The sequence below is a fragment of the Actinomadura rugatobispora genome (assembly GCF_055379765.1).
Map to the genome: position 1 here is coordinate 7702477 of NZ_AP029191.1, position 14258 is coordinate 7716734.

The 14258-nt window shown below is 73.7% G+C and carries 13 protein-coding genes; 3 read left to right on the forward strand and 10 right to left on the reverse strand.

The window, feature by feature from the left end:
* Positions 1 to 4: 4 nt before the first annotated feature.
* From ACZ466_RS34540 to ACZ466_RS34570, 7 genes are all read right to left on the reverse strand, one after another.
* Entirely contained in the window at positions 5 to 895 is an 891-nt protein-coding gene (locus tag ACZ466_RS34540; RefSeq protein ID WP_378288543.1) for a LysR family transcriptional regulator, read from the reverse strand.
* A 168-nt stretch (positions 896 to 1063) separates the two neighbouring features.
* The gene (locus ACZ466_RS34545) at positions 1064 to 1909 is read right to left on the reverse strand and encodes a DNA-formamidopyrimidine glycosylase family protein (RefSeq protein WP_378288545.1); all 846 of its coding nucleotides are present in this window, start codon (positions 1907 to 1909) and stop codon (positions 1064 to 1066) included.
* 66 nt (positions 1910 to 1975) lie between these two features.
* Positions 1976 to 2440: an RrF2 family transcriptional regulator gene (locus tag ACZ466_RS34550; protein WP_378288547.1), complete on the reverse strand. Its 465-nt coding sequence runs from the start codon at positions 2438 to 2440 to the stop codon at positions 1976 to 1978.
* Between the two features lie 60 nt (positions 2441 to 2500).
* On the reverse strand, positions 2501 to 3976 hold the full coding sequence (locus ACZ466_RS34555) for a glycoside hydrolase family 3 protein (RefSeq protein ID WP_464041796.1): 1476 nt from the start codon (positions 3974 to 3976) through the stop codon (positions 2501 to 2503).
* Positions 3973 to 4809, reverse strand: a complete 837-nt coding sequence (locus tag ACZ466_RS34560) for a carbohydrate ABC transporter permease (RefSeq protein ID WP_378288551.1) — start codon at positions 4807 to 4809, stop codon at positions 3973 to 3975. Before ACZ466_RS34560 ends, ACZ466_RS34555 begins: the two co-directional genes overlap by 4 nt.
* Positions 4806 to 5810 (reverse strand): carbohydrate ABC transporter permease, encoded by a 1005-nt coding sequence (locus ACZ466_RS34565; RefSeq protein WP_378288553.1) that lies wholly within the window; start codon positions 5808 to 5810, stop codon positions 4806 to 4808. The genes ACZ466_RS34560 and ACZ466_RS34565 overlap by 4 nt, the downstream gene beginning before the upstream one ends.
* Positions 5811 to 5952: 142 nt before the next feature.
* A complete protein-coding gene (locus ACZ466_RS34570; protein WP_378288606.1) occupies positions 5953 to 7233 on the reverse strand; it encodes an extracellular solute-binding protein in 1281 nt (426 codons plus the stop codon).
* Positions 7234 to 7510: 277 nt separating this feature from the next.
* Here ACZ466_RS34570 and ACZ466_RS34575 point away from each other — a divergent pair, with 277 nt between their 5' ends.
* Positions 7511 to 8725 (forward strand): ROK family transcriptional regulator, encoded by a 1215-nt coding sequence (locus tag ACZ466_RS34575; RefSeq protein ID WP_378288555.1) that lies wholly within the window; start codon positions 7511 to 7513, stop codon positions 8723 to 8725.
* 78 nt (positions 8726 to 8803) lie between these two features.
* Here ACZ466_RS34575 and ACZ466_RS34580 read toward each other — a convergent pair whose 3' ends face one another.
* Together ACZ466_RS34580 and ACZ466_RS34585 are read right to left on the reverse strand one after the other, a co-directional pair.
* The gene (locus ACZ466_RS34580) at positions 8804 to 8986 is read right to left on the reverse strand and encodes a hypothetical protein (protein WP_378288557.1); all 183 of its coding nucleotides are present in this window, start codon (positions 8984 to 8986) and stop codon (positions 8804 to 8806) included.
* 107 nt (positions 8987 to 9093) lie between these two features.
* The gene (locus ACZ466_RS34585) at positions 9094 to 10077 is read right to left on the reverse strand and encodes a hypothetical protein (RefSeq protein ID WP_378288559.1); all 984 of its coding nucleotides are present in this window, start codon (positions 10075 to 10077) and stop codon (positions 9094 to 9096) included.
* Positions 10078 to 10324: 247 nt separating this feature from the next.
* On the opposite strand from ACZ466_RS34585, the gene secA2 reads away from it, so the two are divergent.
* A complete protein-coding gene (gene secA2 / locus ACZ466_RS34590; protein WP_378288561.1) occupies positions 10325 to 12625 on the forward strand; it encodes an accessory Sec system translocase SecA2 in 2301 nt (766 codons plus the stop codon).
* Here the strand turns inward: secA2 and ACZ466_RS34595 are convergent.
* Entirely contained in the window at positions 12622 to 13197 is a 576-nt protein-coding gene (locus tag ACZ466_RS34595) for a TetR/AcrR family transcriptional regulator (RefSeq protein ID WP_378288563.1), read from the reverse strand. The genes secA2 and ACZ466_RS34595 overlap by 4 nt on opposite strands.
* Before the next feature lie 95 nt (positions 13198 to 13292).
* Here ACZ466_RS34595 and ACZ466_RS34600 point away from each other — a divergent pair, with 95 nt between their 5' ends.
* On the forward strand, positions 13293 to 14219 hold the full coding sequence (locus ACZ466_RS34600) for a DMT family transporter (protein WP_378288566.1): 927 nt from the start codon (positions 13293 to 13295) through the stop codon (positions 14217 to 14219).
* Positions 14220 to 14258 lie beyond the last annotated feature (39 nt).

Genomic DNA, 14258 nt, shown 5'->3' on the forward strand with positions numbered 1-14258 from the left:
GATGTCACCTCGGGGGAAGGTGCTCCAGCACGGTCTCGGCGAACTCGACGGCCAGCGGGCTCAGCGCGTCCCAGCGGCGGACGGCCCAGCCGGCCACCAGCGGCGGCAGCTCGGGGATCGGCACCAGCCGGAGGATGCCGCCCGACCCGTACGTCCAGCCGGGGAGGGCGGGCAGGACGGCGCGGCCCAGCCCGAGCTCGGCGAGCAGCAGCGCGGTGTCCCAGTCGGCGACGCTGGCGGTGGGGACCAGCCGGACGCCGTGCCGGTCGAGGTGGCTCCGGAGATGGACGCGCGAGGTGGAGTGCTCGGGCAGGTCGATGTGCGAGATGCCGTCCAGCTCCGCCAGCCCGATCCGGGGGCGGTGGCAGAGCGGGTCGTCGGTGCGGACCGCCAGCATCCAGGGCATCTCGTACGAGGGGCGCTGCTCCACCCCGTCGAGCGGCGGCCCGACCGTGACCCAGGCCAGGTCGGCCTGGCGCGTCCGGACGGCCTCCAGGCAGCGGCGGCTGGAGTTGGCCGTCTCGAACGCCAGTGTCACCTCGGGGTGACGCTCGCGGAAGGCGACGACGCCCTGCGCCATGAAGTGGCGGACGGTGGTCGCGCCCGTCGCGATCCGCACCGTGCCGCCGGTGCCGCGGCGCATGTCGTCCAGCCTGCTCAGGGCCGTGCCGAGGCCGGCCAGGCCCTCCGCGGCGGCCTCGTAGAGGATCTGGCCGGCTCCGGTCGGGGCCACCCCGCGGGGGCGCCGCTCCAGCAGGACCAGCCCGGTCTCCCGTTCCAGGCGCTTGACGTGCTGGCTCACGGCCGACTGGCTGCACGACAGGTCCCGGGCGACGGCGCTCAGGTTCCGCGCCTCGCACACGGCCACGAAGACCCGCAGATCGTCCAAGGTCATGGCATTAGAAGGTAGAGCTGGGAGACAGCCAAGTAAACCCGAGAATTGACTTGGGTGGACGCACGGGCGGACGATCAGTGCACGGGCGCAGGATCCGGCGACCCGAGCAGGCGGCGACCCGTCCGGACGTGTGGACCCGGGCGGGCGCCGACCCCGTGGACCGGGGGCTCAGGCAGTGGGCGGCTGGCAGCGGGGGCACCAGAACGTGACGCGCTCGCCGGCGTCGGAGTCCTGGTCGGCGCGGCGGACGCGGGCGCCGCAGCGGCGGCACGGGCGCCCGGCCCGGCCGTACACCCAGTGCTCCCGGCCGGGGCGGCGGTCGCCGGTGGTGATGTGCCCGTGGCGCTCCTTGTTGGCGTTCAGCAGGCGGCGGGAGAGGTCCACGACCGCGGGCAGGTCGGGCACGTCCCGGACCGGGGTCCAGGGGTCGACGCCGCGGAGGAAGAGGATCTCGGCCTTGTAGACGTTGCCGATCCCCGCCAGCAGGCTCTGGTCGAGCAGTGCCTCGCCGATCGGGCGCTCCGGGCGCTCCGACAGCCGCCGCACGGCCTCGGCGGCGAGCGCGGGCGACCAGCCGGGGTCGAGGAGATCGGGTCCGAGCCGGTCGACGACGCGGGACTCCTGCCCGGTCGGGAAGATCTCCAGGATGCCGAGGGAGTAGCCGAGCGCCTGCCATTCGGCGTTGGCCAGGACGGCCCGCAGCCGGTGGTCGCGGGGCGGCGGCGGCCCGGCCTCGCGGATCCGCCAGCGGCCGTCCATGAGCAGGTGGGTATGGACGGTCAGGCCGCCGCCCGTTCCGGACGAGGCCGCGGCGGCCTGGGCGCCGGCCCCCGGAGGAGGCCCGACTCGGATCAGCAGGTGCTTCCCCCGGGACACGACCTCCTCGACGGTGCGGCCGCGCAGGTCGGCGGTGGCGAGCCGCGGCACCCGGAAGTCCGACCGCGTCAGCACCCGCCCGGCCAGCGCCTCGCGCAGTCGCCGGGCGGTCAGCCAGACGGCGTCGCCCTCGGGCATGGTCGCGCCTCCCCTCCGCGCCGGCCGGTCGGCGGGCCCGCGCGTGGCGGCCCGCCGTCGGCCGCGTCAGATGAAGGAGGGGCTCTCCCAGGCGGCCGGGTCCTCGGTCAGCTTGCGCACCGGATCGGGCAGCTTGCCCCCCGCGATGTGCGCGAGGGACACCTGCTCCAGGATGGCCCGCTCGCTGGCGCGCAGCGCGATCCACACCTCCTGTAGGGAGCGCGCGGGACCCTCGTACCCGACGTGCTCGGGACGCTCGCCTCGCACGCCCAGCAGGGGGCCGTCGATCGCACGGATGATGTCGGCCATGGAGATCTGCTCGGCCGGGCGGGCCAGCCAGTAGCCGCCCTCCGGACCGCGCTGGCTCCGGACCAGACCGGAACGGCGCAGCTGGCCGAGGATGTTCTCCAGGAATTTGGGCGGGATCTGCTGGGCCTCGGCGAGCTGGACCGCGGTCACCGGATGACTTCCGGCGACCGCCAGCTCGGCGGCGGCACGCAACGCGTAGTCGACCCGGGCGGACAATCGCATGAACGTATTATCCCTTGCCGATCGGAGTGGTCCGGCTTTCCCCCCCCGTCCCTCGGGTGGTCAGGCGAGGCCGAGGCGTTCGGCGGCCGCCTGGGCGTTGGCGTGCGCGGCGCCGTATGTGGCCAGGTGGACGGCCCCCTCGGGCGACCAGACGGGCAGGCCCATCTCGACCAGCACGGCGTCCGGGCGGGCCGCCAGCAGCGCGGTGGCCGCGGACCGCTGGACGGCGTGCCGGTGCGCGTCGCGCAGCACGATGACCAGCCCCCGGCCCCCGGCGCGGTCCAGGACCGACTCCACGTCCCCGTCCGTTCCGGCGGCCCGCACGGCGTCGGGCGCCCACGGGCTCAGGCCCCAGGGGGTCGGGCCGACCGCGATGTTGCCGGTCGACTCCAGCTCGACGACCAGCGGCCCCGTCCCGGAGCTCCAGCGGGGCAGCTCGCCGGTGAGGCGCAGCGCGCGCCGGGCCGCCTCCAGCCCGGCCTCGCGGTCGACCGCCGCGGCGCCGGGCCCGGCCGGCCAGTCCCGCAGCCGGCCGGTCCGCTCGGCCGCGTCCGCCAGGCGCTCCGCCGGCAGCCGCCCGGCCCGCACCGCCTCCTCGACGGCGGCGACCGTGGCCCGCACGCTCGCCTCGTGCTCGCGCGCCCCCAGGCACAGCAGGTCCGCCCCCGCGAGCAGCGCCCGCACCCCGGCCTCCGGGATGCCGATCGCGCCGCTGGCGCCGTCCATGTCCAGCGCGTCGGTGACGATCACGCCGTCGTAGCCGAGCCGCTCGCGCAGCAGCCCGCTGATCGCCGCGTGCGACAGCGTCGCCGGGACCCCGGCGGTGATCGCCGGGAGGTCGAGATGCCCGGTCATCACCGACCGCGTCCCCGCCTCGATCGCCGCCCGGAACGGCCGGAACTCGCGCCGGTCCAGCAGCTCCAGATCGGCGTCCACGACCGGGACGCCCAGATGGGAGTCCTCGACCGTGGCGCCGTGGCCGGGGAAGTGCTTGGCGCACGCCGCCACGCCCGCCTCCTGCGTCCCGGTGACGGCCGCGGCGGCGTGCCGGGCCACCAGCGCCGCGTCCGCGCCGAACGACCGCGTCCCGATGACCGGGTTGTCGGCGGCGGTGTTGACGTCCACCGACGGGGCGAAGTTGAGGTTCACGCCCACCTCGGCCAGCTCCGCGCCCAGCGAGCGGTACACGCGGCGGGTCAGCGCCGGGTCGTCGACGGCGCCGAGCGCGGCGTTGCCCGGGTACGGGCTGCCGGTGAGATGGCCGCCGAGCCGGGTGACGTCGCCGCCCTCCTCGTCGATCGCGACCAGCGGCGCGGCGACCTTGCGCAGCCCGGCGGTCAGCGCCGCCAGCGCCTCGGTGTCGGGCACGTTGCCGTTGATCGCGAACAGCGTCACCCCGGCCAGGCCGCGCTCCAGCTCGTCCAGCAGCCACCGCGGCGGCACGGCCCCCGCGAACGCCGGCAGCAGCGTCCCGCGCGCCAGCCGGGAGATCTCGTCGTCGCCGGTCCGGCCGGTCCGGCCGGTCTGCCTGGTCATCCTTTAACCGCCCCCGTCACCAGGCCGGACACCATCCGGCGCTGCACGATGAGAAAGAAGATCATTACCGGGATCGTGAACAGCGTGGACGCCGCCATGATCGAGCCCCACTCCACCTGCGTCCGCCCGAAGTGGTACGACAGCGTCAGCGGCAGCAGGAAGTTCTCCTGGTCCTTCAGGAACGCGAAGGCGATCACGAACTCGTTCCACGCCGTCACGAACGAGAAGATGCTGGTGGCCACCAGCCCGGGCGCCACCAGCGGGAAGGTGATCCGCCAGAACACCGTCCGGCCGGACGCGCCGTCGATCGCCGCCGCCTCCTCCAGCTGGCGCGGCACCGCCGCCACGAACCCGCGCAGCATCAGGATCGAGAAGCCCAGCGACGACCCGACATAGACGATGATCACCCCGGTGAGGCTGTTGAGCAGCTGCAGCCGCTGGGCGTTCAGCATCAGCGGCAGCAGCAGCGCCTCCAGCGGCACCATCTGCACGATGATCAGCATCACCAGGAAGCCGGAGCGGCCGCGGAACCCGGCGCGCGCCACCGCGTACGCCGCCAGCAGCGCCAGCACCCCCGACACCGCCACCGTGACCAGCGCCACGATCGCGCTGTTGAGGAAGAAGTGGAACAGCCCGAACTCCAGGCCCTGGCCGCTGATCACGTTCGTGAAGTGCGACAGCGTCCAGTCCCGCGGGACGGGCAGCGGGGTGTCGGCGTTGATGTCCTCGTCGGTCTTGAACGCGGTCATCACCATCCAGAACACCGGGAAGACCGCGAACAGGAAGACCAGCAGGCCCGCGCCGTTCAGCCCGATCCGCCTCCACGCGGTCACGTGACCTCCCCCTGCCGGACCATGACCCGGACGTAGAACGCTGTGAAGACGAGCAGGATCACCGTGAGGATGAGCGCGATCGCGCCGCCGAGGCCGTACTTGGCGGGGAAGGCCACCGCCGAGGAGTAGGCGTACATCGCCAGGTTGAACGAGTCGCGGTTGGCCGTGCCGCCGGACAGGAAGTACAGCTGGGTGAAGACCTTGAAGTCCCAGATGATCGACAGCACGGTCAGGACGAGGAACACCGGCCGCAGCAGCGGGAAGGTGATCCGCCAGAAGGTCCGCCAGGGGCCCGCGCCGTCGACGCGCGCCGCCTCGTACAGCTCGCCCGGCACGCTCTTGAGCCCGGCCAGCACCGACACCGCGATGAACGGGAACGACTGCCACACCACGCACAGCACCAGCACGACGTAGGTGGTGCCGCGGCTGCCGAACCAGTTGTAGTCCGCCCAGCCGGTGCCGGCCAGCCAGTCCGGCAGCAGCTCCAGGAACCAGGGGACCAGGCCGCCGCCCGGCGTGAACAGCCACTTGAAGACGATCGCCGCGGAGATCCCCGGGGTCGCCCAGGCCAGCAGCGCCCCGGACGACACCAGCAGCGACATCTTGCGGCCCAGCCGGTTCAGGAGGAGGCCCACCAGCGTGCCCAGCACCATCGTGATGACCACCATGGCGGCGGCGGAGACGACGGTGTTGACCAGCACCCGCCAGAAGAAGGCGTCGCCCAGGATGGTGCGGAAGTTCTCCAGGCCGACGTTCTCGGCCGGGACCACCCCGCGGGCCTCCCGCGACCCGATCTTGTGGAACGACATCCAGACCAGCTGGCCGATCGGGTACAGGATCAGCACCCCGATGACCGCGACGGTGGGCGCGATCAGCAGGTAGGGGCCCCATCTCCCGCGGCTCGGGGAGCGGGGGCCGGAACGTGGGCGGCGGCGGCCCGCGGACGGACCGGATCCGGTCCGGTCCGGTGCGCGGCCCGCCACCTGAACGGTCTGCGCCATCGGCGGCCCATCCTCAGGTGATCTCGGATGCTCAGCGGTGCTCAGTGGTGCTCAGCGGTGCTCGGTGGTCGGGGGCGGCTCGGCGGCGCCGGGCTCCGGGGGAGGTCGTCCGCGGAGCCCGGCACCGCCGGGTGCGGCCGGATCAGCTCTGGTTGAGCGTGTCGGCCATGTCCTTGTTGGCCTTGGCCACCGCCTGGTCCAGCGGCGTCCCGTTCATGATCTCCTTGAGCATGGTCGGGATGATCTTCTTGTTGAGGTCGGCCTCGGTCCAGTTGGCCGTCTTCGGCGACCCCTTGACGTTGGCCATCTGCCGCGCCGCCGGCCCCTGCACCGGGTCGGAGGCGTAGCCGCCGCCCTGCAGCAGGTCGTTGAACTGCGGGAAGAACTTCAGCCCGTCCGCGAACGCCTTGGCGTTCTTCTTGCTCGCCACCGAGGTCAGGTAGTCGAACGCGACGCCCTGGCTCTTGCCGTCCTTCCAGACCGCCAGGTGCGAGCCGCCGGCGAAGGCCGGGCCGACCTGCCCGGTGGGCGTCGGGATGGTGAACGCGCTCATCTTCGACGTGTGCTTCTTGCTGATCTCCTCGATCTGCGGCAGCGTCCAGGCGCCGTCGACGTACATCGCGGTCCGGCCGTTGGCGAAGTCGCGCTGCGGGCCGGCCAGCTCGTTCACGCCGATGTACTTCTTGGGCGCCACGCCGTCGCGGACCAGCCCGGTGTAGAAGTCGATCGCCTTCTTCGACTCGGGGGTGTCCAGCTTGGCGACCCACCGGTCGCCCTCCTTGACCGCGATGTCGCCGCCCGCGCCCCACAGGAAGCTGGCGAAGCCGTTGGTGAAGTCGCTGGGCGCGGCGATGCCGGCGATGTCGCCGCCCTCGGCGTCCTGGATCTTCTTGGCCGCGGCCTTCAGCTCGTCCCAGGTCTTGGGCGGCTGCACCTGGTGCTTCTGGAACAGGTCGGTGCGGTACCAGACGACCCGGACGCCTGCGTACCACGGCACCGCGTAGGTCTTGCCGTCCAGCCGGCCGAGCTCCACCGAGCCCTTGATCAGGTCTTTGCCCTCGGCCCAGCCGCCGAACCGCGAGGTCACGTCGGCCAGGGCGTCCTGGGCGGCCCAGGTCACCGCCTGGTCGTTGCCGATCTCCACGACGTCGGGCCCCTGGCCGGTGTTGAGGGCGTCCTGGAGCTTCTTGGTGGCGTCGGGCCAGGGGACGTACACGACCTCGACGTCGGTCTTGGGATGCTGTTTCTGGAAGTCCGCCTTGGCCTGCGCCAGGACCTTGTCCTGGGGCTCGTTGGCGGCGCCCATGAACCACGCGGTGATCTTCGCGGGGTCCTTGCCCGTGGAGCTGTTCTTGTCGTCGCCGCCGCCACCGCAGGCGGACAGGCCGATCGCCAGGGCGGCACCGAGGGCCGCAAATCTCACGATCTTCAAGGGGGTCTCCTTTTCCGGCGCAGGCCGCGCGGTCACGGGCTCCCCGGGCGGATGCGGTGGTGAGGGGCCGGACCGTTTAAAGTCCAGCCATGCCTCCTCAGTCCCGCGCCTCGTCCGCGGAGCGCCGGGCCCGCCGGCCGGCGCGACGCCTGCGTCCGTGCCGTTCACCGGGGCGGTGGACGCCTGCTGTAAACTAACAAGAAACTTTCCTAAACAAAACGTCCGTTAGCGGCCGTTAGCGGATTGAGACTTCGAGGGGACGCCGAGCATGGCCCCACGTCCCGGGACCCCCCGGCTGCTGCGTGAGCTCAACGACCGTGCCGCGCTGGACCTGCTGGTGCGGCGCGGCCCGCTGACCCGCGCGCAGATCGGCGAGCACACCGGGCTGTCCAAGGTCACCGCCTCCCAGCTGCTGTCCCGGCTGGAGGAGCGCGGGCTGGTCGAGGTCGCCGGCGAGCAGGCGGGCGGCCGCGGCCCCAACGCGGCGCTGTACGCGGTGGTGCCCTCCAGCGCCTACGTCGCCGGAGTGGAGGTGGGGCCCGACGGCGTCACCGCCGGGGTCGCCGACATCACCGGCGCCATCATCGCCCAGGTCACCGCCGACCCCAACGGCGCCGACGACCCGGTCAAGCTCGTCCACAACGCCGTGGCCAAGGCGTGCCGGTCGGCGAAGGTCGCGCTCAAACGGCTCAACGCCTTCGTCATCGGCAGCCCCGGCGTGGTCGACCCCCGCTCCGGCGACGTGCAGTTCGCCTTCGACCTGCCCGCCTGGCACGAGGGCGTGCTGGCCGCGCTGCGCACCGACCTGCGCCGTCCCGTCACCATCGAGAACGACGCCAACCTGGCCGCCGTCGCCGAACGCGCCTACGGCGCCGCCCGGGACGCCGACGACTTCGCCCTCATGTGGCTGGACCGCGGCATGGGACTGTCGATCATGCTGGGCGGGCGGCTGCACCGCGGCCGGTCGGGCGGCGCGGGCGAGATCGGCTACCTGCCCGTCCCCGGCGCGCCCCTCCCCGTCGGCGAGGCCCGCCGCGGCAAGGGCGAGGAAGGGCTCACCGAGTCCACCACCTGGGACATCCCGGCGCTGGCGGGCGGCTACGGATCACTGGTGGGCGCGGACGCGGTACGGGGGCTCGCGCACGCCCACGGGATCCACGAGGCCACGGCCATCGACTGCGTGCGCGCGGCGGCGGCCGACGAGGAACGGGGCGGGGACTTCCTCGACGAGCTCGCCGACCGCGTCTCCTACGGCGTCACCTCGGTCAACATCGTCCTGGACCCCGGACTGGTGGTGCTGTCGGGGCAGCTCGGACGCGCCGGCGGCCGGCCACTGGCCGAACGCATCGAACGGGTCGTGGGACGCATCAGCCCGACCCGTCCCCGCATAGCGGTGACGGAGGTGGAGGGCAACCCCGTCCTGCGCGGAGCGCTGCACGCCGCCCTGGAACAGGCCCGCGACGAGGTCTTCTCCACCCCCTGAAGCGCTGCCCCGCCCCGGCACGGCGTCCCCCGACGGACGGCCGCGGGCGGGTGGGCGGACTGAGGACCTACCCTGACGTCACTCGGCGGCGGCGGCCGTGGCGGCGGCCGTGGCGGCGGCCGGAGCGTGCGTGCGCGTCGGGGTTCCCGATGAGGTGCCGTGGACCCGGCGCGGATCGCGCAGGGCCCGGTCGATGACCGTCCTGTTGATGACCTGACGCTTGCGCCGCTGAGCGGCGGCGTACCGTGTGGTGGGTGTCATGTCATTTCCCCGTTCCGCGGTGACCTCATCGCCACCGCAACCCCATTGCGCCTGATCATCCCAGGAAAGGGGGCGGGCGCGGATCCGCCTGTGGGATGAAATCGGGGTCAGACCTTCTGCCGAGGTCCTTCCAGACCGAGATATCCGGCGGTGTAGGCCAGCGCCCGTACGGCGCGCTCGGCCGTGTGACGTGGGCAATGCCACGCGCCGCGGTCCAGCCGCGGATCGTCGCTTCCAAAACCGGCCAGGGCCCGCGCATACCGCAGAAGTGTGCGCGGCGGAACGTCCGGATGGCCATTGGCGTGCGGGCAGGGAAGGGCCGGCGTGGCCAGATCGATGATCGCCAGGGCATCTCTGTAGATGGACACCATGGCGGGCGGAGTGGTGCACCAGTAACAGTGCTGGGCCGCGAAACACACCGTGAGGAACAGCCCCAGCCGTTCCTCGGCGGTGAGGGTCCCGGCCGGGGCGACGACGAGCCTGCGGGCCGCCCAGACGGCCGCCTGCTCCGCCAGGTCGTTCGGCCCGCCGGGGCGCTGGCGCTCGACCGTCAGCGTCAGCCGCTCGATGTCGATCCCGCCGCCGGGGGTGAGGAAGTAGGCGTCCAGGTCCGCGGTGTCGGGCGCCTCGAAGCGGGCCCGCCGGCCGTTCCGCAGCGTGGTCAGCGCGCTGCGGGCCAGCCCGGCGAGGAAGGCGGGGCAGCGCAGGTCCTCGCGGTCGCCGAGGTCCTCACGGTCGCCGAGGTCGCCGACCAGGGCGGCGACGGTCTCGTGATCGTCGGCGGGGGCATGGCGGTGCGCTCCGGGCCCGGGGCAGCCGCCCACGCCGTACGCCGCCACCGCCCGTTCCGCCGCCGCGATCAGCGCGTCGACCACCGCGACCCGCCGGACCCGCCAGATCGCGTACGGCGAGGTCGCGTACAGGGCGAGGGTCAGCGCCGGGGCGTCGCCGCCGTCCGGGGCGGCGGCCAGCCGCGCCGCCAGCCAGGACAGCACCGCGGGCGGGTCGCAGGAGGCGCGGCCGGTCACGATGCCGCGCAGATCGCGGGCCAGCCCGCGGTGGTCGAGCGTGCCGTCGTCCTTCAGGTACACCGTTGCTCCCGGTCGCGGCAGGACGGTACTGGTGATCGTTGGGACGGCCCGCACCCGAACCGGGTTCCGCGTCCGGACGGAGCGTGCGGTGCCGGGTGGCGGATCGAGTGGGAGGTGGTGGGGCGGTCGGGCCGGTCGCGGACGCTGGGATCATGGGGGTGGGCCGTGCGCGGGTCGGGCGGCCCGGGCCCGGCCGTCCCGGCCGGGAGACGGAGCGAGTACACGGTGGTGTGCCGGGAGGTGCGTCATGGCCCTGCGTGATCGGCTGCGCCGCGTGCTGCAGCGCCCGGGGAGCCTGGACCTCGGGCCGTACGAGCGGATCGTCGCCGACGCGGCCGATCGGGAGCCGCGCATGCGCGACCTGACCGGCGCCGAGCTGGCCGCGGCCGCCCGGGACGGCCGCGACGACCCGGCCGAGCTGTGCGCGGCGGGACGCGAGGCGGCACGGCGCGCGCTGGAGGAGCGGCCCTACGACGTGCAGCTGCTCGGCACCCTCGCGCTGCTGTCCGGGCAGGTCGCGGAGATGGCGACCGGCGAGGGCAAGACCCTGGCCGGCGCGCTGGCCGCCGCCGGGTACGCGCTGCGCGGCCGCCGCGTCCACGTCATGTCGGTGAACGACTACCTCGCCCGGCGCGACGCCGAGTGGATGGGGCCGCTCTACGAGCTGCTCGGTGTCACGGTCGGATGGGTCGGCCAGGAGTCCACCCCGGACGAGCGCCGCGCCGCCTACGCCGCCGACGTCACCTACGCGCCCGTCAGCGAGGTCGGGTTCGACCTGCTGCGCGACCGGCTGGCCACCGGCCCGTCCCAGGTCGTCCTGCCCGAGCCCGAGGTCGCGCTGATCGACGAGGCCGACTCGGTCCTGGTGGACGAGGCCATGGTGCCGCTGGTGCTGGCCGGCGCGACCGACGCCGGGGCCGCCGACCCCACCTACGCCGAGCTGGTCAGGCGGCTGCGGCCCGGCGTGCACTACGCCACCGACGACGAGGCGCGCAACGTGCGGCTGACCTCGGCCGGGGCGCGCGAGGTGGAGCGGGTCCTGGGCGGCGTCGACCTGTACGCCGCCGAGCGGCTGGACACGCTCACCGCGGTGAACGTCGCGCTGCACGCCGAGGCCCTGCTGCACCGCGACGTCGACTACATCGTCCGGGACGGCGCCGTGAAGCTGATCAGCGAGTCGCGGGGCCGGGTGGCGCTGCTGCAGCGCTGGCCGGACGGCCTCCAGGCGGCGGTGGAGGCCAAGGAGGCGCTGGACGCCTCGCCCAGCGGGGAGATCCTCGACTCGATCACCGTGCAGGAACTGGTCGGCCGGTATCCCGTCCGCTGCGGCATGACCGGCACGGCGCTGGGCGTGGCGGGGCAGCTGCGGGAGTTCTACGGGCTGGACATCGCGGTGATCCCGCCGAACCGTCCGCGGGTGCGGGCGGACGAGCCCGACCGGCTGTACGCGACCGGCGCCGACAAGGAGATCGCGATCGTCGAGGAGATCGCGTCCGCGCACGGCGAGGGGCGCCCGGTGCTGGTGGGCACGCTCGACGTGGCCGCGTCCGAGCGGCTGTCGCGGCGGCTGAACCGGGCCGGGCTGCCGCACGTCGTGCTGAACGCCAAGAACGACGCCGAGGAGGCCGCGATCATCGCGCGGGCCGGGGAGCGCGGCGCCGTCACCGTCTCGACGCAGATGGCCGGCCGCGGCACCGACATCCGGCTCGGCGAGGGCGTCACCGAGGGGCTGCTGGTGATCGGCACCGGCCGCTACCACAGCGGCCGGCTGGACGACCAGCTCCGCGGGCGCGCGGGCCGCCAGGGCGATCCGGGCGGGTCGGTCTTCTTCACCAGCCTGGAGGACGACCTCGTCACCCGGTACGCGCCCGGCGAGGCCCCGGGCGAGCCGTCCGCCGGGGGGAACGGCGGCCGGCGCGGGATCGCGACCGACGACGAGGGCCGGGTCGAGGACAAGGGCGCGCACTGGACCGTGGGGCACGCGCAGCGCGTCGCCGAGGGCGTCGCCGTGGAGATTCACCGCAACACCTGGCGCTACCACCACATCATCGGGCTGCAGCGCGGCGAACTGCTCGCCGAGCGCGACCGCGTGCTGCGCGGCGACCGCGCCGGTGAGCTGATGGCCGGGCGGCACCCGTCCCACCACGAGGAGCTCACCGGGATCGCGGGCGCGGACGCGGTGGACGAGGCCGCCCGCCAGCTGCTGCTCTTCCACATGGACCGCTGCTGGGCCGAGCACCTCGCCTACCTGGCCGACCTGCGCGAGGGCATCCATCTGCGTTCGCTGGGACGCGGCCTGGACCCGATCGTGGAGTTCAACCGCGAGGCCGTACCGGCGGGCAAGAAGCTGCTGGCGCGCGCCGAGGACCGCGCCGCCGAGGCGTTCGCGACCCTCACCGCCACGGAGGAAGGGGTCGACCTGGCGGCGGTGGGGATGAAGCGGCCGTCGTCCACGTGGACCTACGTCGTCCACGACAACCCCTTCGGCTCCCTGGACGAGCGGGCTCTCCGCGGCCTCATCTCACTGGTACGAGGCCGCCGCCGTTAGGCCGTGAGCAGGAGGTCGGCCGTCTCGCGGGCGATGTCCGTGGCGTGCGCCATGCCGCCCACGCTGAACATGACGACCGCGCCTTCGTGCAGGACGACCAGCCGGTCCGCCAGGGGACCGGGGGCGTCGTAGCCCGCCTCCGTGGCCAGCTCCAAGTAGAGGCCGCGCAGCCAGGCCTTCTGCTCGGCGGCGGTCTTGTGGACGGGGTGGCCCGGGTCGGGGACCTCGGCGCAGGCGTTCACCATGGAGCAGCCCCGGCTGCCGTTGGTGCGGAGCCAGTCACCCATGGCGTCGAACGTCACGAGTATGCGCTCGCGCGGGGACGGCGCCGCGGCCAGGCGCTCGCCGAGGAAGGCGCGCCAGCGTTCGTCCCGTGCCCGCAGGTAGGCGAGGATCAGCGTCTCCTTGGAGCCGAACCGGTCGTACACCGTCTTCTTCGTGACACCGGCCTCGGCGGCGATGAGCTCCATGCCGACCTGCCCGATGCCGCGCTCGTAGAAGAGCCGGCCGGCGACGTCCAGGACGCGTCGTCCGGCGGGTGTGAGCGGGCGTTCCCGAGTCGTGCCGGACATCGTCGAAACAACTCCCTCCCATGACTACACCGCAAGTATACACACCGGTATGGCTAGTATGTAGGTATACCGGTGTGTATACCTCGGAGGATGACATGCGGAAGGGTCACGTGGACGTCCTGCTCGGCGGGGGTTTCGTGGTGATGTGGAGCTCCGGCTTCATCGGCGCCGCGCTCGGCGCGGGCAGCGCCCCCGCCACCACGCTCCTGGCGTGGCGGTTCATCCCCGCCGCCGCGCTGCTGGCCGCCTGGCTCGCCTGGCGCCGCCGCCGGATCCCGGCCCGCGACCTGGGCCTGCACGCCGCGATCGGGCTGCTCGGCCAGATCGGCTACCTGTACGGCGTGTTCGCCGCCGCCGAGCACGGCGTCGCCGCCGGCACCAGCGCGCTCATCTGCGCCCTCCAGCCCATCGTCGCCGTCGCCCTGGCCGTGCCCGTCCTCGGCGAGACGGTAGTGCCCCGGCAGATCGCGGGCCTCGCCGTGGGCCTGGCGGGCGTCGCGCTGGTGGTCGGCGGCGACCTCGGCGCCAACCCGGGCGTCCCGGCCTGGGCCTACGCCCTCCCGGTGGGCGCGATGTTCTCCCTGGTCGGCGCCACCCTGCTGGAACGCCGCACGCGCCCGTCCATCGGCGTCATCGACGCCCTCGCGGTCCAGGCGGCCGTCAGCGCCGCCGCCTTCGCCGCGCTGGCCGCCCTGACCGGCGACCTGGCCCCACCGCCCGATCCGGCCTTCTGGACGGCGGTCGTCATCCTGATCGTGCTGGCCATGCTCGGCGGCTACGGCTTGTACTGGGTCAACCTGGACCGCGGGGGAGTCGCCCGCGTCTCGGCCCTCCTCTACCTGACCCCGCCCGCCACGATGGTCTGGGCCTGGCTGATGTTCGGCGGCGTCCTCGCCCCGCTGTCCATCGCGGGCGTGGCCGTGTGCGCGGTGGCCGTCCCCATGATCCGCCCCCGCACCCAGAACGCCCCCGACCCGGCCCGCACCCACCCACCGGCCACCACCAGGCAGCCCGTCGCCTAGAACCTGTCCCGACGCCGCCTCAGGTACCACGCGAGCGCG